This is a genomic window from Kocuria rhizophila DC2201 (genome assembly GCF_000010285.1).
GTDB classification, from domain to species: Bacteria; Actinomycetota; Actinomycetes; order Actinomycetales; family Micrococcaceae; genus Kocuria; species Kocuria rhizophila_A.
This window is the reverse complement of the sequence record NC_010617.1, coordinates 91973-112288: the sequence shown is the minus strand read 5'-3', so window position 1 is coordinate 112288 and position 20316 is coordinate 91973. Positions and strand designations below refer to the sequence as shown.

At 67.8% G+C, this 20316-nt stretch carries 17 protein-coding genes; 5 read left to right on the top strand and 12 right to left on the bottom strand.

The window, feature by feature from the left end; genetic code table 11:
* Positions 1-26 precede the first annotated feature (26 nt).
* Positions 27-1271, top strand: a complete 1245-nt coding sequence (locus tag KRH_RS00475) for a hypothetical protein (RefSeq protein ID WP_041297247.1) — start codon at positions 27-29, stop codon at positions 1269-1271.
* A 304-nt stretch (positions 1272-1575) separates the two neighbouring features.
* Here the strand turns inward: KRH_RS00475 and KRH_RS00470 are convergent, their stop codons facing one another.
* From KRH_RS00470 to KRH_RS00460, 3 genes are all read right to left on the bottom strand, one after another.
* Entirely contained in the window at positions 1576-1944 is a 369-nt protein-coding gene (locus tag KRH_RS00470) for an HdeD family acid-resistance protein (RefSeq protein ID WP_041297246.1), read from the bottom strand.
* Between the two features lie 132 nt (positions 1945-2076).
* A complete protein-coding gene (locus KRH_RS00465) occupies positions 2077-3450 on the bottom strand; it encodes a glycosyltransferase 87 family protein (protein WP_012397174.1) in 1374 nt (457 codons plus the stop codon).
* Positions 3431-4738, bottom strand: coding sequence for a glycosyltransferase 87 family protein (locus KRH_RS00460; protein WP_012397173.1), 1308 nt, complete (start codon positions 4736-4738; stop codon positions 3431-3433). Before KRH_RS00460 ends, KRH_RS00465 begins: the two co-directional genes overlap by 20 nt.
* 286 nt (positions 4739-5024) lie before the next feature.
* Between KRH_RS00460 and mptB the strand changes: the two genes are divergently transcribed.
* Positions 5025-6590, top strand: a complete 1566-nt coding sequence (mptB, locus tag KRH_RS00455) for a polyprenol phosphomannose-dependent alpha 1,6 mannosyltransferase MptB (protein WP_012397172.1) — start codon at positions 5025-5027, stop codon at positions 6588-6590.
* A 224-nt stretch (positions 6591-6814) separates the two neighbouring features.
* Here the strand turns inward: mptB and KRH_RS00450 are convergent, their stop codons facing one another.
* From KRH_RS00450 to eat, 5 genes are read right to left on the bottom strand one after another with little or no spacing between them, the layout of a single operon-like run.
* Positions 6815-7591 carry a 3-oxoacyl-ACP reductase gene (locus tag KRH_RS00450; RefSeq protein ID WP_012397171.1) on the bottom strand — a complete coding sequence of 259 codons (777 nt, stop codon included), beginning with the start codon at positions 7589-7591 and terminating at the stop codon, positions 6815-6817.
* A 57-nt stretch (positions 7592-7648) separates the two neighbouring features.
* Positions 7649-9007, bottom strand: coding sequence for an aldehyde dehydrogenase family protein (locus tag KRH_RS00445; RefSeq protein WP_012397170.1), 1359 nt, complete (start codon positions 9005-9007; stop codon positions 7649-7651).
* Positions 9008-9038: 31 nt separating this feature from the next.
* Positions 9039-9779 carry a gamma-glutamyl-gamma-aminobutyrate hydrolase family protein gene (locus tag KRH_RS00440; protein WP_012397169.1) on the bottom strand — a complete coding sequence of 247 codons (741 nt, stop codon included), beginning with the start codon at positions 9777-9779 and terminating at the stop codon, positions 9039-9041.
* Between the two features lies 1 nt (position 9780).
* Positions 9781-11172, bottom strand: a complete 1392-nt coding sequence (locus tag KRH_RS00435; RefSeq protein ID WP_387696414.1) for a glutamine synthetase family protein — start codon at positions 11170-11172, stop codon at positions 9781-9783.
* 39 nt (positions 11173-11211) lie between these two features.
* Positions 11212-12645, bottom strand: coding sequence for an ethanolamine permease (eat, locus tag KRH_RS00430; RefSeq protein ID WP_012397167.1), 1434 nt, complete (start codon positions 12643-12645; stop codon positions 11212-11214).
* Between the two features lie 78 nt (positions 12646-12723).
* On the opposite strand from eat, the gene KRH_RS11940 reads away from it, so the two are divergent.
* Positions 12724-13560 (top strand): FadR/GntR family transcriptional regulator, encoded by an 837-nt coding sequence (locus tag KRH_RS11940; RefSeq protein ID WP_331386729.1) that lies wholly within the window; start codon positions 12724-12726, stop codon positions 13558-13560.
* A gap of 28 nt (positions 13561-13588) precedes the next feature.
* Here the strand turns inward: KRH_RS11940 and KRH_RS00425 are convergent, their stop codons facing one another.
* Positions 13589-13966 carry an RNA-binding S4 domain-containing protein gene (locus KRH_RS00425; protein WP_081431566.1) on the bottom strand — a complete coding sequence of 126 codons (378 nt, stop codon included), beginning with the start codon at positions 13964-13966 and terminating at the stop codon, positions 13589-13591.
* Between the two features lie 165 nt (positions 13967-14131).
* Between KRH_RS00425 and KRH_RS00420 the strand changes: the two genes are divergently transcribed.
* Positions 14132-15631, top strand: a complete 1500-nt coding sequence (locus KRH_RS00420; protein ID WP_041297245.1) for an APC family permease — start codon at positions 14132-14134, stop codon at positions 15629-15631.
* 153 nt (positions 15632-15784) lie between these two features.
* Complete coding sequence (locus KRH_RS00415) at positions 15785-16321, top strand: TetR/AcrR family transcriptional regulator (protein WP_012397163.1); 537 nt, start codon at positions 15785-15787, stop codon at positions 16319-16321.
* 27 nt (positions 16322-16348) lie between these two features.
* On the opposite strand, the gene KRH_RS00410 is transcribed toward KRH_RS00415, so the two are convergent.
* The 3 genes from KRH_RS00410 to KRH_RS00400 are packed head-to-tail and all read right to left on the bottom strand — an operon-like array spanning position 16349 to position 20231.
* Entirely contained in the window at positions 16349-17854 is a 1506-nt protein-coding gene (locus KRH_RS00410) for an APC family permease (protein WP_012397162.1), read from the bottom strand.
* Positions 17851-18774: a universal stress protein gene (locus KRH_RS00405; RefSeq protein WP_226905792.1), complete on the bottom strand. Its 924-nt coding sequence runs from the start codon at positions 18772-18774 to the stop codon at positions 17851-17853. The genes KRH_RS00410 and KRH_RS00405 overlap by 4 nt, the downstream gene beginning before the upstream one ends.
* Positions 18774-20231 (bottom strand): flavin monoamine oxidase family protein, encoded by a 1458-nt coding sequence (locus tag KRH_RS00400; protein WP_012397160.1) that lies wholly within the window; start codon positions 20229-20231, stop codon positions 18774-18776. The genes KRH_RS00405 and KRH_RS00400 overlap by 1 nt, the downstream gene beginning before the upstream one ends.
* Positions 20232-20316: the final 85 nt, after the last annotated feature.

Genomic DNA, 20316 nt, shown 5'->3' with positions numbered 1-20316 from the left:
ACGTCCCCGGAATCCCAGGAGCACCCATGCGCACACGCGAGCAACGCTGGGCCGCGCGCTCGGCCCGCGGCTGGCCGCGCCTGCGCTTGCACGCGGTGCTCAACGGCCTGGGTGCGCTCGTGGCGGGCGCGGGCCTGCTGTGGTTCACGCACGGGCCCCTGCAGTTCCGCAACTTCCCGGCGGGGGACGTCGCCTGGGTGTGGCGGGCGGTGACGCTCGCGCTGGCGGTGCTCGTGCCGTACGTGCTGGTCTCCACGGGCGGCTACCTGCTGCTGGCCGGGGCCACCGCCACGCAGCGGGCCGCGCTGGCCGCCGGGCGTGCCCGCACGGTGGTGCTCAACCCGGACGAACCGGACGAGCCACCCGTCACGGTGCTGAAGCTGACCGAGCACACCCCGCCGGGCGTGAAGATCCGCGCCCACGCCCTGCACGGACGCCACCACGACAGCCGCTACAGCAGGGATCTACTGGGCCTGCTGGCGGTCCAGTCCCCCGTGGCGCTGGCCCCGCTCGTGGTGGGTGTCCTGGCACTGGTGGTGGCCACGGTCTACTACTCCACCGGCTACGGCGAACCCGCCACGGTGCTGCTGCTGGGCGTCGCCCTCCTGGGCTGGAAGCTGTTCCGTGGCTGGCGCAGTCACCGGGTCTTCGCGGACACCCGCTGGGAGACCCCCGCGGAGCTGGTGGTGGACACCGGCCCCGTTCCCCGAGTCACCCCGCTGTCGGAGGACTCCTACGACCCGGAGCCTGCCCCGCGCGGCACCCACTACGCGGACGACGACGCCGCGGTGCCGCCCGCGCGCGGCCGGGAGCGTGCGGCGTCGTCGTACCGCCAGGACGCGGGGTACCCCGAGGAGCCCTACGAGACCACGGACGAGCTGCCCGTGATCGAGCAGATCCGGGAGCGGTACGCGGAACCGCGGCGGCAGAGCAGGTCCCAGCGGCGCCTGGCCGAGCGCGCCGAGCGGGAGGCGGTCCGGCGGCGGCTGCCCCGCGTGGAGGCCGAGCGCGAGGCCGAGGAGCGCACCGCACCGCTCACCCGGGTGGCACCGGGGCGGCATCCGGCCCGTGAGGTGGAGGACCCGGGCGGCGAGGCCGCGGAACAGCAGCAGCAGCGGCTGAACCAGAAGCGCTACGAGGACCACCTGCAGCGTCACCGCGAGAAGCGCGAGGACCGGCTGCGCAGCGCCGAGGCCCGCCAGCCCGAGGAGGCCCCCTCCCTGTTGGGCTACGCGATGGACAGACTGAAACGCCGCGGGGACGGGTCCTAGCAGCCCAGCCTCGGTGCGGGCGCACTCTCGCATGACCCCTACCCGAACCGGATGACTCGGCGACCGTCCGGCCTGCCAGCCGTCGACGACTGGAGCGCCGCTGTGAACCACCGCTGGAAGAGCGTCCTCACCTTCGTGGGCGGGTGGTTGCTCGGGGCCGTGTTCGTGCGCCTGGCCCTGGACTGGTCCAACACCCAGCCGTACGAGGGCGCGGTGACCGAGCGGCGATACGTCGTGGTCGCCGGGCTGACCCTGGCTACGAGAGCCGGGGCCAGCATCGCGGCGGCCGGGTGGCGAAGACGCGTCACTTGCCGGAGCCGGACGCGGAGGCGTCTGCCCGTTCCACGTCCCGGCACTGCGAGCGCAGGACGAAGTCCGCTCCGATCAGGGCGCCGCCCCAGGCAATCGCGAGGACGCCCAGCCACAGGGTGATGGTCAGCGCACCGATGCCCGGGTTGACCATGAACAGCACACCGCCCAGGATCCACAGGACGGCGCCGACCACGAGCCAGACCCGGGACCTGCCGCCCGCGGGCCTCCTGATGCCGGCCACGAATTCGATGGTGCCGCGCAGCACCAGCCAGATGCCGATGAGGAACGTGCGCGCGGCCACCCCGGCGAAGGGGTGGATCAGCGCCGCGGTGCCCACGACCACGCCGATGATCCCGGCCACGACACCCAGCCCGGTTTCGTGCGGGGACCGGTGCCGGAGGGCGCCACCCCCGGTGACACCGTGCCGCTGCCCGGCCGCGCCGGTGTGGCGCGGCCGGGCAGCGGGGCATGAGCGGGGGGGCACCCCACCGGGTCAGGAGATGGCGCTCCACCCCAGGTCCGCGGCGTCCACCGCGGCACGGCTTCCCAGGCGCCAGATCCGCCGCACGGTCCACACCAGCAGCGCCACGAGCAGGGCGTTGCGGGTGGTCAGCACCGCGGCCATCACCGGGTTGGCGTGGATCAGGGGCGTGTAGAACAGCGGGTAGATCACGAACGTGGTGGCCGCGATCCCCAGGGTGAGCAGGGCCGGGGTGCGCCACCGCACGCGGTCGTGGAGCAGACCCACCATGATCACGGGGGCCAGCCAGATCATGAACTGCGGGGAACCCACCTTGTTGAACACGATCAGCACCAGGGTCAGCAGCAGGGATCCCGCGTACACGAGCCGTCCGCGGTCCGCGCCGCGGCGCAGCGCGCGCACCAGCAGCAGCGCGGACGCGAGCACCGCCACGAGCAGCAGGGGCTGCATGAGGGAGGCCATGGTCTCCACACCGGGGCCGTACACCTCGGTGGAGTTGATGGCGGTGTTGTCCGCGATCCGCGAGCCCCCGATGCCGAGCACGGCAGCCCACACCCACGGGGTGGAGAGCGTGGCCTCGAGCTGCATCCCGCGGGAGCCCTGGTTCAGGGCGAAGTCCGCGATCTTGTCGATCCCGCCGAGCACGAGCACCCCGGCGACCACGGCGGCGCTCACCACCACCCCGGTGACCACGATGCGCACGCGCTGGCGCAGCGCGATCACCATGGCCAGGACGGTGGCGGCGGGCCACACCTTGATCCACGTGGCCACGCTCAGCAGGGCGGAGCCCACCACGGGGTGACGTACCGCGTGCAGCAGCCCGATGAACACGATGGGCGCCGCCACGCCCTCCACCCGGGCGAAGCTCAGGTAGCCCATGAAGACGGTGAACACCACCCACCACCAGCCGGCCACCACGGCCGCGCGGCGTCGGCTGAGCACCGCGGAGCTGCCGTGCGCCACGGTTCCGGGGTCCGGGGTGCCGCCGCGCGGTCCGGGCAGCTCCCACGCGGCGGGGCGGTGGGCGCGGTGCAGCAGGAACCACAGGGCCACCGCGTCGAGCACGGTGATCATCAGCGTCCAGCCCAGCAGGTAGAGGCCGTGGCCCATGACCCTGGGCAGCAGGATGAACGGCTGCGCGAGCACGGGGTACACCCACGGGCTCACCGAGCCCTCCACCGGGGCGTTGTAACCGGCCATGGCCCACTCGCGGTACTGCTCGGTGTCGCTGAACGCCCAACCGTGCAGGAAGAAGGACGCCATCCACCCCAGGAAGTAGAGGTGCACCACGGCGAAGCCGCACCACACGGCGGCGGGGCGCATGAGACGCTCGGGCGCGCGCGGCCTGGCGGCAGCGGCGTCGTCGTCAGGCGTGGGGCGCCGCACGGGGAGCCTCCTCCGGGGCGGAACCCAGGCGGTGCAGCCTGCGGGCGGACCACCACATGAGCACCACGAGCAGCGCGTTGCGCGCGGTGAGCACCAGGGCCATGACCGGGTTGTTGTGGCTCAGGGCGGTGTAGAAGAGCGGGTAGATCAGGAAGGTGGCGATCCCGATCAGCACCGCGAGCGCGGCGGGGGTGCGCCAGGCGTGCCGGTCGTGGACCAGACCCACCGCGATCACGGGGCCGAGCCACACCATGAACTGCGGCGAACCCACCTTGTTGAACACGATGAATGCGGTGACCATGGTCAGCGAGCCGGCCAGGAACAGGGCGGTGCGGTCCAGGTGCCCGGCGGCCACACCGCGGCGCAGGCCGCGCACGATCAGCCAGACCACCACGAGCGCGGCCACCACGAACAGCGGCTGCATGAGCTTGGACATCACGTCCGAGCCGGGGCCGTCCACCTGCATAGAGTTGATGTCCGTGTTCATGTACATGTGCGAGTCGCCGATGTGCAGCACGGACAGCCACAGCCACGGCGTGGTGAAGGTGGCCTCGAGCTGCATGCCGCGGTCACCCTGCTGGGTCAGGAAGTCCGCGATCTTGTGCACCGAGCCCGACGCCGCTGCCACCGCCACCGCGCCCAGCGTCACCAGGACACCGGCGAGCAGCACCGCGCCGCGGCGTCGTGCGGCCGCGAGCAGCGCGAGCACCACCGCGGCGGGCCACACCTTGACCCACGTGGCGGCACTGAGGATCGCGGAGGCCACGAACGGGTGGGAGACGCCGTAGACCAGGCCGATCAGCACGATCGGGGCGGTCAGGCCGTCCACGCGCGCGAAGCCCAGCCAGCCCATGAGCAGGATGAACACGAGCCACCACCACGCGGCGGGCAGGGCGGCGCGGTTGCGGCCCCAGCCGGTGAGCGTGCCCATGGCCAGTGCGTTGAGCACGCTGATGATGAGAACCCACAGGAAGAAGAACGGGCCGGGGCCGAACATGCCCGCGAGCGCCATGGGGATCTGCGCAAGCACGGGGTACACCCACGGGCTGGGGCCGGAGGGGAGATTGGCCTCGTCGAAACCGGCCGCGGCCCACGCACGGTAGATGTTGGTGTCGCTGAACGCGTTGCCCTGCAGGGACACGATCAGCGCGAAGATCAGGAAGCCCAGGTGCACCACCACGAACCCGGCGAGCAGACCGCGGGGCGTCAGCAGCCGCTGCTGCCAGCTGCGGGGGATCGCGGCGTCGCGCAGCCGGGTGAGGGCCGCGAAGTATCTCTCAGTGGGCACGAAAGGTCCTTGTCCGAATGCGCGCGGGATTCTGTTCTGGCTCGGCGGGGCCGGTCCGGGGTGCGGTGGCCGGGGGTGACCGCGGGTCGGTCGGGCGGCGTGGGCGGGACGCGCACCCCGGTGGCTCCGGGCGCCGTTCCACACCGCCCCGATTCTATGGGGTTCCGGGCGGTGGGACCCGCGTGAGCGTCCCGGGATGGGCAGGGGGCGTCCTGTAAAGTCGGGGGGCGGAGCCGCTGATCACCTCGGCTCGCCCACCACTGGTTGGTCGAGGGGGCTGGAGTCCATGAGCGCGTCAAGTCCTGTGGCCCCGCCCGCCGACCCCCACACCGGCTCCACCGCCACCGTCGAGCTGCGGGCCCACGTGGCCGTGATCCAGGGTTTGGTGGGCTCCCTGATGATGTTCCTGGGGTCCCTGGGGACCGGGTGGATCGCCAACGGCTCTCCCATGGTCCGCCACCCGCTGGTGATCGAGCTGCGGGTCAACGTGTGGGGCGTGTACACGTGCACCGTGCTGCTGACCCTCGGGGCCATGCTCCTGATCCGCTCGTGGCTGCGGCTCGGGCAGCGGCTGCGCGGCTGGCCGCCGGGCTCCCAGCGCACCGTGGTCACCGCGGTGATCGCATGGTCCCTGCCCCTGCTGTTCGCGGTGCCCATCTACTCGCGGGACGTCTACGCCTACATCGGCCAGGGGCGGCTGATGCTCGCGGGCAAGGACCCCTACGTGGAGGGCATCTCCTCCCTGGACAACTGGTTCATGCTGGGCGCGGACCCCGAGTGGGCGGAGGCCCGCACCCCGTACGGGCCGTACTTCCTGTGGATCGCCGCGGGGGTGGTGCGCCTGACCAACGCGCAGCCGGACCTCTCCGTGATGCTGTTCCGCCTCGCCGCGTACGTGGGCGTGGTGCTGTGCATGGTGTACGTGCCCAAACTGGCGCGGCTGCACGGGGTCAACGGCGCCCGGGCGCTGTGGATCGCGGTGGCTAACCCGCTGTTCCTCATCAGCTTCGTGGCCAGCGCGCACAACGACGCCCTCATGGTGGGCCTCGCCGTGGCCGGTGTGTACGCCGCCGCGAGAAAGCATCCCCTGCTGGGAATACTCCTGGTCACGGGGTCCATCGGCATCAAACCCATCACCATCCTGCTGCTGCCGTTCATCGGTCTGCTGTGGGCCGGCAAGGGTGCCTCCTGGCTGCGGCGCTTCGTGATCTGGGCGGCCACCGCCCTCATCAGCTTCGGGCTGCTCGCGCTCAGCGGGGCGGTGGACGGGCTCGGCCTCGGCTGGGCGTGGGCCCTGCTGGACCCCACCCCCGGCTACACGGGATACTCCCCCTCCGGGTTCCTCGGCCAGCAGGTGGAGCGCGTGGGTGACGCCCTCGGCCTCGACGGTGGCGGGCTCGCCGGAGGGTTCCGCCGGCTGCTCCAGGGCAGCGCGATCCTGCTGGTGCTCGTGCTCATGTTCGTGGGCGGAGACCGCAAGATCGTGCGCCGCATGGCCGTGGCCTTCGCCGCCGTGGTGCTGCTGTCCCCCATCATCCAGCCCTGGTACATCCTGTGGCTGCTGCCCCTGCTCGCCGCCACCGGCATCAAGGACAACTGGCAGATCCGCATCATCTACGTGGTGATCACGTTCTTCGTGGTCTTCGGCGCCCAGGACCAGCTCTCGGTGTGGCCGTTCATCGACCTCAGCGTCAGCGTGTCCCAGGTGGCGTTCGTGATCGCGGTGGCCTTCACGCTCTACCTCGCGCTGCTCGACCGCCGCACCCGCACCCTCCTCACGCACGGCGGCTGGAAGGGCTGGTTCGGGCCCACCCCCGCCCACGGGTCCACGGACCTGCGCTGGGCTCCCTGAGACTGGGGGACGACGACGCCGCACGGCCGGGCTTCTGACGGCCGCGTTACGGACGAAGCCGTACAGTTCCCTGAAATCGCCCGGGCTAATGCGTCCCCGTCCGATCGGACTCGAGGGCTCTGCATGGCCGGTGAGAGCCGCAGCCCAGGACCCGGCTCCTGCAACAAAATGCGCGCCCGCCGGAGTCAACCGACGGGCGCGCATCCACCATTCCAAACGGGAGATCAGAGCGGGGTGACGTATGCGCCCGAGATTCCTCCATCGACCAGGAACGTGGAAGCGGTCATGAATGACGAGTCGTCGCTGGCCAAGAAGGCCACTGCGGCTGCAAGTTCTTCGGGCTCAGCGAACCGCCCCAGTGGCACGTGGACGAGTCGGCGTGCAGCCTTCTCGGGGTCCTTGGCAAACAGCTCTTTGAGGAGCGGGGTATTGACCGGCCCCGGGCACAGAGCGTTGACGCGGATTCCTTCACGGGCGAACTCCACACCCAGCTCGCGGCTCATCGAGAGCACTCCTCCCTTGGAGGCGCTGTACGAGATCTGCGATGTGGCTGCCCCCATCACCGCCACGAAGGACGCCGTGTTAATGATGGACCCCTTGCCCTGCTCTTTCATGTAGGGGATTGCGTACTTGCAGCAGTAGTACACAGAGGTCAAGTTCACCTCCTGAACCTTTCGCCATGCATCGATGTCGGTGTCGAGAATCGAAGCATCATCCGCAGGGGAGATCCCTGCGTTGTTGAAAGCGATGTCCACGGAACCGTACTTCTCGTAGGTTCGCGCATAGAGATTCTCCACCTCCTCGCGATCCGTCACGTCCACGCGGACGAACATGCCATCCACCTCTGCGGCAGCTTTCTCACCTGTGACGGGATCGATGTCCGCGATCACGACGCGGGCTCCTTCAGCTGACAGTCGACGCGCGGTCGCGAGGCCGATGCCGCTGGCGCCCCCGGTGATAACAGCGCTTCGATCAACCAGTCGACGAGCGTTCACATCCATGAGATCTCCATTCTTAGTGCTTCTGCGCTGGTGCAGCGCAAGGGGTCGTGGCGCAGTTCAGTTGTTGGACAAAAAAACGTTTTTGGTCTCGGTGAATGCATCTGGCGCGTCTGGGCCGAGCTCTCGCCCGAATCCGGACTGCTTGAAGCCGCCGAACGGCGTCCAATAGCGCACCGACGCGTGAGTGTTGACGGAGAGATTGCCCGCCTCCACACCCCGGGAAACACGCAGTGCCCGGCCGACGTCGCGGGTCCAGATCGAGCCAGAGAGGCCGTATTCCGTGTCATTGGCGAGTCGAACCGCATCTGCCTCGTCCTCGAAGGGCACCACCGAGATGATCGGCCCGAAAATCTCCTCCCGGAACACCCGAGATTCCGGGGCAGGCAGCAGAACCGTGGGTGGGAACCAGAAACCCGCGCCTTCGGGAGCAGAGCCCTGGAAGGCCACGGGGGCGCTGGCGTCTAGATAGGACGCCACGCTGTCCCTGTGCTGCCGGGACACGAGCGGACCCATGGCGGTGCCCTCCTGCCACGGGTCACCACATGTGAAATTCTTGACGGCTGGTTCCAGCAACTCGAGGAACCGGTCCAGCACAGACCTCTGGACAAGCACCCTGGAGCGCGAGCAGCAGTCCTGGCCCGCATTGTCGAACGCGCCGTCCGGGGTTGCCGCGGCCGCCTGCTCAAGGTCGGCATCCGCAAACACGACATTCGAGTTCTTCCCCCCGAGTTCCAGGGTCACCCTCTTCACCTGCTCGGAACACCCTGCCATGATTCGCTTCCCGACGTCCGTGGATCCGGTGAACACCACCTTGCGGACCAACGGGTGCGTGACAAACCGCTCTCCCACAACGGATCCTTTGCCGGGGATCACCGTGAAAACCCCTTCAGGAATCCCCGCCTGCACGGCGAGCTCACCCAATCGGATGGCCGTGAGGGGCGTAATTTCCGCAGGTTTCAGCACCACCGTGTTCCCTGCCGCGAGCGCTGGGGCGAAGCCCCACCCAGCGATGGGCATCGGGAAATTCCAGGGCACAATGATGCCAACGACCCCGAGGGGTTCGTGAAAGGTGATGTTGACACCACCGGGTGCGGGGATTTGTCGCCCTGACAGGCGTTCTGGGGCCCCGGCGTAGTAGTTGAGCACATCCCTTACGTTGCCTGCCTCCCAGCGGGCATTGCCGATGGTGTGGCCTGCGTTGCGCACCTCCAAGGCGGCGAGGTTCTCGATGTCGGCGTCCACAGCGGCCGCGAACTGCCGTAGCAAACGGGCCCGGTCCGCAGGGTCTACGGCGCGCCATGTCGCGAAGGCGTGCTGCGCTCTTTCGATCGCGGCGTCGACTTCGTGCTCGGAGGCCATGTTGACGGATTCAATGACTTCTTCCGTGGCGGGGTTGATGATCTGGGTAACGGTCATGTCTCTGGACGGTCCTTTCGGGTCTGTGGGGCTACTGGCCGATGTGGCGATGCCGGGCGTATTCCCTGGCCGCTGATACGAAGCCATCGAACAGACGAACGTCCTGCCGGTTTTCCTCGGGATGGAACTGCACGCCCAAGGTCCATGCGTCCGCTGTAGTTTCCACGGCTTCCACGGTGCCGTCCTGCGCGCGTGCCGTGACCACCAACTCGTCGGCGATTTTGTCCAGAGCTTGATGGTGGTAGCAGGGGGATTCAGCTGATTCGCCGAGCAAATCCGCGCAGCGGCTGCCTGGTTCCGTGAAGAACTGGACCCGGCCGTACTTGCCAGGCTCGGGTTGATACTGCGCAGCCGCCGGGTTGACGTCCGGTAGATGCTGAATAAGTGTCCCGCCGAGAGCTACATTCAGGATCTGGGCACCTCGGCAGATGGCAAACAGGGGCAGCCCCATTTCCAGGGCTCGGCGCGTCAGAGCGATGTCATGCTCATCTCGGGACGGCTGGGACGAGGTCCGCTCATGGGGCTCCGCCCCGTAGAACTTCGGGTCCACATCCACCCCGCCGATAACAACCAGACCGTCAACCATCTCCAGTACGGTCGGGTCAGTGCCCAGGGGCGGGAGCAGCACTGGGGTGCCGCCCGCCCTAGCAACACCTTCCACGTAGGCTCCGGGGACGATGGCCGCTGTGGCGTGCCACACCCCCCAGGAGCCCTCCTGGTAATAGGTGGTGAGGGCGATCCGAGGTCGCGCCCCGTTATTCGGCTCAGTCATATCAGAGCCTCTCGAAACCACGGCGCAGTTCCCAATCGGTGATTGCCGAATCAAAAGCTGCCAGCTCCACGTCGGCGTAGTGGACGTAGTGGTCCACCACGTCCGATCCGAACAGTTCTCGGGCGAGTGTTGAACTTTCCAGCAAGTTCCGGGCCTCGCGCATGGTGGAAGGAACCACCGGCGCATCTGACTCGTAGGCATTGCCTTCCATCATGGGTTCCAGCTCAAGCTTGTTCTCGATCCCGTAGAGACCTGAGGCCAGCATGGCGGAGAGGGCCAGGTACGGGTTCACATCGCCTCCGGGCAGCCGGTTCTCCATGCGAGCAGACGACCCGCTGCCCACCAGGCGTACGGCACAGGAACGGTTGTCCACTCCCCAGGCGACTGCAGTGGGAGCGAAGCTGCCCCTGACGAACCTCTTGTAGGAGTTGATGTTCGGTGCGTAGAAGATAGCAAGCTCTCGCATTCCCTTGAGCACGCCCGCAATGAACTGCTCGTACACGGCAGTTCGTGTGCCCGTCTCCCTGTCCCAGAAGACCATTTCACCGTCCAGTCCACGCAATGACATGTGAATGTGACAGGAACTGCCCTCCCTGTCATTGGGCTTGGCCATGAACGTGATCGATTTGCCCTGCTGATGCGCGATCTGCTTGGAGGAAAGCTTGTACACCACGTGGTTGTCCGCGGTGACCATTCCGTCGTCGAAGCGGAAGGCGATCTCGTGCTGACCGAAATTGCATTCACCCTTTGCGTTCTCCACCGTCATCCCGGCCGCGTACATAGCATTGCGGATCTCGCGCAGCAGCGGCTCCACACGCTGGGATCCGAGGAGGTTGTAGTCAACGTTGTACTTGTTGGCCGGTTCAAGATTTCGGTAGTCGGAGTCCCAGGCGTCCTCGTAGCTGGTGTTGTAGACGCAGAACTCGAGTTCTGTCCCCGTCATCATGGTGAACCCCATGTCCTTGGCGCGCTCCAGTTGGCGGCGCAGCATGGCGCGCGGGGACATCGGAATGGGCTGTCCATCGTGTCCGACCAGATCGCACTGGATCATGACCTGACCAGGGTTGTGGGGCATCAGACGGATCGTGTCCAGATCCATGTCGAAGCTCATGTCCCCGTACCCAGCTTCCCAGCTGCTGATGGCGTAACCCGCCGGGGTGTTCATCTCGGTGTCCACTGCCAGAAGGTAGTTGCACCCCTCGGCCCCCTCGTCCAAGATCGCATCCAGAAAGAATTGCGCATGGTTGAGCTTGCCCTGGAGTCTTCCCTGCATGTCGGTGAAGGCCAGCACCACTGTGTCGATCTCCTGGTCCAGGACCCTCTGCCGCAGCTGGTCCACGGTGAGCATGCGGTCGTTGCGGGGGTGTTTTGCTGATGCGTTCATGTCGTCCATTCCTAGGTCCATGTCCATGATTGGGCGGTCGATGTGAATTCACTGGAGGTCGGTTTCGGCGCCCTCCACCAGGGCAAACTCCTCCTCAGGGGCATTCGCCACGAGATGGTGCCTGCTGTAGAACCAGAAGTAGGCCAGGAACACCAGGAACACCCCCGCGGTGATGGACGCAGCCAGCACGTCAACCAGGAAGGTCGCCACCACCGCCACGATCGCCAGCACCATGGCGATACCCGTGGTGACCACCCCACCGGGAGTGCGGTATCCCCTGGGAAGCTCCGGCTCGCGCAATCGCAGAACGATGTGAGACAGGTTCAGCAGGACGTAAGAGACGGTGGCACCGAACACGGCAATATTGATCAGGAGTCCTCCGTCCTTCGTGACTGCGGCGAGGATGAACCCGATCGTGCCCGGCACCAAGAGCGCGACCCAGGGGGTCCGCTGCTTGCCGGTCAGAGAGAGGAAGCGGGGCAGATAACCAGCTCGAGACAGTGCGAACAGCTGACGGGAGTACGCATACATGATGGAGAAGAAGCTGGCCACCAGCCCAGCCAGCCCGGCGTAGTTAACCACGCTTGCCATGATGCTGTCCTGGCCGTCCACTGCACGGATTGCCTCCGGCAGAGGGTTGTCCGAGGTGCTCATCGACAGGGAGCCAGCGGCTCCGGGCACCAAAACCAGCATCAGTGCTCCGCTGACCAGCAGGAAAAGCATCGCCACGATGATGCCCCGGGGCATGTCTCGCTTGGGGTCAGTGGTCTCCTCTGCCGCGAGCGGGACGCCCTCCACGGCAAGGAAGAACCAGATCCCGTACACCAGAGCTGACATGACGCCGGCGTACCCCATGGGCATGAAAGCACTCGATCCCGCCGACCCGTCGGGCACTACGTCGAAGAGATTCGACACATCAAAGTGCGGCAGGAGTGCCACGACGGTCACGCCAAGGGCCAGTACCGCGATGGCGGTGATGCCGAACATCAGTTTCAGCGCTTCACCCACTCCGTACATGTGAATACCCATGAACACCAAGTAGGTCACCAGGTACACAGGCCAGGAGTTGGTGAGCCCGAAGAGACCCAGGGCCTCGATGTACCCGCCAATGAAAGTGGCAATCGCTGCGGGAGCGACTGCGTATTCGATCAGAACTGCAGTGCCGGTGGCGAAGCCGCCAAGGGGGCCCAGCGCCCGGCGAGCGAACCCGTACCCCGCGCCTGCCGTGGGCAAGGTGGATGACAACTCGGCAAGACCAAAGACCATGCAGGTGTACATCAGCCCCATGAGGGCAAAAGCAATGAGAAGCCCACCCCACCCACCCTCGCCAAGACCGATGTTCCAGCCTGCAAAATCCCCAGAGATCACATAAGAGACCCCGAGCCCGGCCAGGAGAACCCACCCAGCGGCGCCAGCCTTCAGCCGACGGTGCTCCATGTACTCGGATCCAGCAACGTGCCTTGTGGTCTGGTATTCCTGCATAAAATCCCGCCTTCAGGACTAGAACCCCGCAGATCAAGGGTGCAAAGGACTGTTTTCAGTCCATAGCGTTCTCGAGAAGTGTTTCAGCTCACACCAGGGGCGTCAAGAGATGAGGATGCTCCGGGCGACGCGACTCCTGCACCACCCCCTGCACCGGGCTCTCTCGTAGGGTGGATCCCACCTCAGCCCCCGGAGAGGAGAACCGTGGTGGAATTCGGGCATCCATACGCAGTCCTGCGACCTGTGCGCTCGGGGAACGCGTTCGAAGAGACCATTGAGCATCTACTTCAGGCCATCAAGGTTGGCCTCTTCCCCAGGGGAGAGAAGTTGCCCCCCGAGCGGGAACTCGCGGCTCATCTCGGAGTTTCCCGTGCCACCCTGCGGGATGCCCTGGCTGAGCTTCAGCGGGCTGGATTCATCGATGTGCGACGCGGCCGCTATGGCGGCACATACATCTTGGGCAGCCCTGCGGCACCGGCTGAGTCGGGCGAGCCCCTGAACCCAGAATTGTGTCAAGACGCTTTGATCTTCCGGTCGGTCGTCGAGCCAGGCGCCGCAGAGCTGGCAGCGAAGTCCAGCTTGTCAGCCCCGGCCCGACAGCATCTGCAAGCGTGTCTTGCCGACGTACTTGAAGCAGACGAGACCACGTATCGAACCCGGGACGCCCGGTTCCACATTGCTGTGGCGGAACTCAGCGATTGCCCGTCTCTCGTCGCGGCCGTAACCGATGCACGGGCACGGGTCAGCGCTCTACTGGACCAGATCCCCCTTCTGGGGACCAACCTGACCCACTCGAATCAGCAGCACGTGGCACTTACCGAGTCCATCCTCCAAGGAGACTCGCGTCGGGCTCGCACCCTAATGGCGGACCACCTTGAAGGGACGGCCTCCCTTCTTCGAGGGTTCATGCCGTGAGCACGCATCACTCGATACCCAGTCCGAGTCAGCGTTTCCCTTGGAGCCGCTCCAGATCCCGGCGGTCCTTCTTGGTGGGCCGGCCCGCACCCCGGTCCCGGCGAGCCACCGGCACACTGAGTTCCGCGGGGCGCGGCGGGGAGTGGTCCACGTAGCACTTCACGGCCACCGGAGCGCCCACACGCTTGACGATCAGCCGGGTGACCTCGAACTCCTGCTGCCACCCCGGGCGCTTCACGCTCACCCGGTCCCCCACGCGCACCGGCTGGGCGGCCTTCACGGGGGCGCCGTTGAGCCGCACGTGCCCGGCACGGCAGCCCTGGGTGGCGGAGGAACGGGTCTTGAACAGCCGGACGGACCACAGCCACACGTCCAGCCGCACGCTCGCGGGATCACTGGTGGGCATGGATCCCACGGTACTCCGCGGGGGGACAACGCCCCGGTCCGGCCTCGTTCTCGGTGCGCGAGACGTCAGCGCGAGCCCCTTGACCGCATGTGATCCACCTCATACCGTGAGCCTACCAACTGGTTGGGAGGTGACCCGCACCTCCCCGGAGAGGACGTGGGTTCCATGACACCTTCCGCCCCGGATCACGGTGTGACCGGCAAGGGCCTGGCGGCCGGAAAGCTCGGACTCCTGCCGTCCACGGTGATCGGACTCGGCTCCACGGCACCGCTGTACTCGCTCGCGGCCACCCTCGGCTTCGTCGTGATGGCCGTGGGCGCCCAGGCCCCCATCGCCCTGATTGTGGCGTTCGTGCCCATGTGCCTCACCGCGTTCGCGTACCGGGAGCTCAACACCGCGGTGCCCGACGCCGGCACGGCCTTCACCTGGGCGGCCAAGGCGCTGGGCCCCCGCACGGGCTGGTTCGCCGGATGGGGTGCGTTCGTCTCCGGGGTCATCGTCATGTCCAGCCAGACGCAGGTGGCCTCCCGCTACCTGCTGCTGCTCGTGGGAGGGGAGACCCTCGCGGACTCACCCGTGATCGTGACCTCCCTGGGGGCCGTGATCATCGCGGTGATGACCTGGGTCTCGTTCCGCGCGGTGGAGGCGGGCGCCAAGGCCCAGTACGCCCTGATGGCGCTGCAGTACATGGCGATCATCGCGTTCTGCATCGGGCTGTGGCTCGCGATCAGCGACGACCGCCACGCCCTCGACTTCTCGTGGGAGTGGTTCAACCCGTTCGCCGCGGACAACCCCGTGGGCTTCATGCAGGCGGTCCTGCTGGCCATCTTCATGTACTGGGGCTGGGACACGTGCCTCTCGCTCGCGGAGGAGACCAAGAATCCCCGCACCACGCCGGGACTCGCCGCCCTGCTGTCCACGGTGTGCCTGCTGGTCACCTACGTGGGGATGACCGCGCTGGCCATGATGTACGCCGGGGTGGGCACCGAGGGCAAGGGACTGGCCAACCCGGACGGCGCGGAGGACGTCTTCTTCTCCCTCCGCGAGGACACCCTGGGGTCCTACGGGTGGGTGCTGGTCTTCGCGATCTTCGTATCCGCACTCTCCACGTGCCAGACCACCATCCTCCCCCAGGCCCGCGCCACCTTCGCCATGGGCATCTACAAGGCCCTCCCCCGGCGGTTCGCCCACATCAATCCCAAGTACCAGACGCCCGGCTTCTCCACGATCTTCATGGGCGTGGTCTCCGCGGCCTTCTACGTGGGGATGACCATCCTCAGCGGGGACATCCTGGCCGACACGATCGAGTCCACGTCCCTCGCGGTGGCCATGTACTACGCGCTGACCTCGCTGGCCTGCATCCTCTACTTCCGCAAGCACCTGTTCGACTCCGCACGCAACGTCGTCTTCCGGCTGGTCATGCCGCTTCTGGGAGGGTTGATGATGACCGCGGTGTTCGTGTACTCCGCCATCAACATGTTCGACCCGGACTACGGAACCACCACGCTGCTCGGTACCTCGGGCACCTTCGTGATGGGCGTCGGCTCCCTGGCCCTCGGGCTGGTGGTCATGTTCGTGTGGATGCGCTTCGCCGAGGCCCGCCCCTACTTCGAGGGTCGCACCCTGAACCGGGACACGGAGGTGCTGGTGCCGGAGACCCCCTGAGACCCCGCCGCTGCAACCCCCACCCCCCACCGAGGAGAACCCCATGCTCGTCCACGTCCCCACCGGCTGCGCCGGTCCGGCAGCTACCCGGGCCGCCGTCCGCCGCTCCGCACCCGGAACCCCCACCCGGCGCCCCGGCGGGGTGAGCTGACCGTGCGGCACGAGCAGCCGGACCGGATCCTCGACACCTACGTGCAGATCCTGGTGGAGTCGGGGGTCCGGCAGGCCACCATCGAGGCCGTGGCCCGCCGGTGCGGGCTCTCCAAGGCGGGACTGCTGCACCACTTCGGCTCCCGCGCCGGCCTGGACGCGGCTCTGCTGGCGCGGCTGCGAGACCTGGTGGAGCGCGACGTCGTGAGCATGCGCGATGCCCCGGAGGGTGCGGTGCACTACTACCTGGCCACGTCCCTCGACTCCGAGTCGGAGCTGGAACGGATGGTGGTCGCCGCCACCAGACTCGCCCACTCCGGCAGCACCGACGCCGGAGCCGTGCTGCGCTGGGCGCGGGACCGGTGGTTCGACGTCATGGTGGCCCACCTGGGGCACCCGCTCCTCGCGCGCCTGGCCATCCTGGCCGGTGACGGCGTGAGCTACCACAACGACATCTCGGACGAGCACGGGGACCGCTTCATCAGCCCCGATGACCTGGACGCCTTCACGAAGCTGGTGGAGGGCAGGCGCGACACGTAGACCCGCCCCCCACCGTGCGGGAGCACCTCAGTCCACGACCGGCAGCTCCGTGGTCTCGAACCGCTGCTGGAAGAAGGAGGGGCTCCGGAGCCTCTGGATCACCATGACCACCAGGCCGAGCGCCAGGATGCCCGCCCCCAGGATGAACACGAGACCCACCCCGCCGATCTGCGACCCGGAGCCGTAGGAGGGGTCCATGGAGTCCACGGAGGTCTGCACGAAGAACACGAGCAGCAGCAGACCGCCCACCAGGGGCGCCACCAGGTTCACCAGGCAGCTCTTGACGGAGCGGAACCACGACCGCCGGAAGTACCAGACGCACGCGAGGGCGGTGACGCCGTAGTAGAAGCAGACCATCATCCCCAGCGCGGTGATGGTGTCCCACAGGACGTCCTCGCTGACGATGCGCATGAACGTGTAGAACACCGAGGACACCACCGCCGCGGCCACCGTGGCGAAACCGGGTGACTGGAACCGCGGGGTGACCTTGGCGAACTGCCGGGGCAGGGCACCGTAGTACCCCATCGCCAGCAGCGTCCTCGCGGGTGAGACGAACGTGGACTGCAGGGACGCCGCGGAGGAGGACAGCACCGCGAGGGACAGCAGGATCGCGGCGGGGCCCATGACGGGCCCGGCGAGTGCCGCGAACACGTTCTCCTGGATGTCGGGGTTGGTCAGACCCACCCCGGTGTCCCCGAGCCCGGCGAAGCTCACCACGGAGACGCCGATCAGCAGGTAGAGCACCACGATGGAGAAGATGGTGGCCAGTGCCGCGCGGCCGGGGGTGGTGGAGGACCCCTCGGTCTCCTCGTTGATGGTGAGCACCACGTCCCAGCCCCAGTAGATGAACACCGAGAGGGACACCCCGGCGGCGAACGCCGAGAAGGAGCCCACGCCCAGGGGGTTGAACCACTCGGCGTCGATGTGGATCCCGCTCTCCGCCGTCCCGTTGGCCACGTGGACCAGCGCGGCCACGGAGAACCACACCAGCACGACCAGCTGGAACGCCACGAGGACGTACTGCACCTTTTTGGTGGTCTCCATCCCCCGGTAGGAGATCCAGCAGGCGAGCGCCATGAACACCAGGCACGTGGCCACGTTGACCACCACGTTGTCCGCGAGGTCCCCGAGTTCGGGTCTGCCCGTGACCTGCGCCAGCAGGAGGTAGAAGAACTCCACCGCGATGCCCGCGAGGTTGGAGAGCACCAGGATGGTGGCCGCCAGCAGACCCCAGCCACCCATCCACCCGAGCCACGGGCCAAAGGCCTTGGAGGTCCAGGTGAAGGTGGTGCCGGAGTCCGGCATGGCGCGGTTGAGCTGCCGGTAGCCCACGGCCACGAGCAGCATGGGCAGGAACCCGACCAGGAAGATCGCGGGCAGGTGCGTGCCCACGGCCGCCGCAGTGGGACCGAGGGCCCCGGAGAGCGTGTAGGCGGGCGCGATGCAGGACATCCCGATCACCACGGCGCCCAGCAGCCCGACCGACCCGGAGCTCAGGCCCTTGCCCCCGGTGGTGTCCACGGCCTCGCTCATGACACGTCCCCGGTGGGGTCCGCTGCCGCGGGCAGGATGATCATGGGCACGGGCAGGTGCCGCAGGACCCGCGCGGCCGTGGTCCCCAGGAAGATCTGCCGGTGCTGGGCGAGCCGGGAGGATCCGACGAACAGCACCGAGCCGGGGGCCCAGTCCATGTCCGCCACCGTGCGCCGGATGTTCTTGCCGGTGGCCACGTGAACGCTCACACGGTGCTCGGCGGGCAGCTCCCGGGCCGCCTCGCGCAGCATGGCGTCGGTGGCGGCCACCGCCGCTTCGGGCTCGTCCGCCACCTGGTCCAGGGGCAGGAAGTTCAGCAGCACGAGCTCCTGGCCGCCCCGTTCCACCGCCTGCTGGGACTCCCGCAGGATCTGCTGGGCTCCCCGGCGGGCGCCCACCCCCGCGTAGAGCCGGGTGATGGGCTCCGTTGCCCGATAGCCGCGCGGCGCCATGGCCACGGGCACCGGGGCGCGGTGCAGCAGCGCGTCCACCACGGGCCCCACGGAGAACTTCACCGCGTACTTCCCGGCGGCCGCGCCGACGACCAGCAGACCGGCGTCGAACTCCTGGACCGCGGAGACCAGACCCTCGGCGATGGACTGGGCGGTGCGCACGTGGCTGCGGGCCACCACACTGTCCGGGACGAGCGCCTCAGCGTCCTTGAGCCACGAGACCGCCTCCCGCCGCACCACGGGGGAGATGTCACCCACGGGCGGATAGGCGGTACTGAAGGGATCGCCCGACCGGACCACGTACACGATCTCGAGCTCCGCGTGGAACGCCTGGGCCAGGGCCACCGCGAGCCGCACGGCCTCCTTGCTGCGCTTGTCCGCCCCGTACCCCACCACGTAGCGCATGGGGGATGTTCCGGCCGCGCCGGACGACGACGCCGTGTCCCGTTCCGCAGTCGTGCGCGCCATCACGCGCCCCGCTTCTGGTTGATCTGCGCCGCGGCCAGTGCACCCTGGCGCAGGGCCCCGTCCACGTGCTGGTAGCCCTCAGCGGCGAGGTCCGAGCAGGCCCAGCGGATGGGGCCCACGGGCTCGGACTGGATGGCGCCGTAGCGGTGCAGGCCACCGAGGTCGTAGGACGCCGCGTAGGCACCGCGGGTCCACTCCTCGGAGCCAAAGTCGGACTCGTAGTAGACCACCGGGTTCTTGGCCTCCTCGCCCAGGTAGTGGGAGAGGGACTCGAGGACCTGCCGCTTGCGCTCCTCGGCCGGGAGCCGGAAGACCTCGTCGGCCTTCTCGTCCGAGACGAAGCCCACCAGGGTGCCGCGCTCGTCCTCGTGGTTGGTGTTGTCGTAGACCTCCTGGGAGAGCTCGTGGGCGCAGAAGCCCGTGCCGGACAGGCCCTTCTCCCGCCAGAACGGGGTCTCGTACACGGCGTGGATCTTGATCACGATGCCCAGGGACTGGTGCTGGTGCATCTGGTGCTGGGCCCGCGGCAGGGGCGGCTCGAAGGAGATGCGCGAGTACAGGTTGGGCGGCACGGCCACCACCACGTCCTTGGCCTTGACCGTGACCCGGTCCGAGAGCACGCGGACGGTGAAGTCCGGGTCGTGCTCCTCGTACGTCTGGTCCTCGCCCGCCCACTGGATGGTGCGCACCGGGGAGTTGAGGAACACCACGGAACCTGGATCCCGGGTGACCACGTCGGTCCCGGCATCCACGCCGAGCTGCTCCGCCATGGTGGTGGAGACCGACTGCATCCCGCCCACCACGCGGCGGTCCAGGATGAAGTCCTCGTCCACCAGGTTGGAGAAGGAGCCTGCGGAGGCGGCCATGAGCACGGCCTGCAGCGCCGAGAACGCGTGGGACGGCTTGGTCAGCATGCCACCGGCGATGAAGATGCCGATGTTATTGCACGCCTCCTCGTCGTCCGAGTTCTGCCGCAGCCAGTCCCGGAAGGACACGGTGTCCAGCTCGCGGGCCTTGGGGTGCGCCCACGGCTCGGTGGGCCCGATCTCCGCGGCGAGCTCGTCCATGAGGTGGATCAGCCGGTCCATCTCCTTCTCCGTGCCCTCGGAGGTGGGGAACATGTGGCCGTCGTACAGGTGCCGGGAGCCGTCCGGGGCGATGTACACGGACTGCCCCTCGCGGTAGCGCTCGAACGTGGTGAGCCCCAGCTCCTCCACGAGTCCCAGCAGCTCGGTCTGGTCCGGGGAGATCCACTGACCGCCGATCTCCAGGAACGCCCCGTCGATCACGTTGGACCAGGTGCGGCCGCCCACGCGGTCGCGGGCCTCCAGGACCGCCACGGACCTCCCGGCCTCGGACAGCCGACGTGCGGCCATGAGTCCGGCCGGTCCTGCGCCGACGACGACGACGTCGCGCTCGATGGCGTCGACGGACCCTACGGTGCGCTGTTCAGTCATGGTTCTCACCTTTCAATGGATAATGAAAAAGGTTCATTATGGGAGATGCGTGAATCCCGCCCGCCGTCCGGCGGTGCGGCCGGAG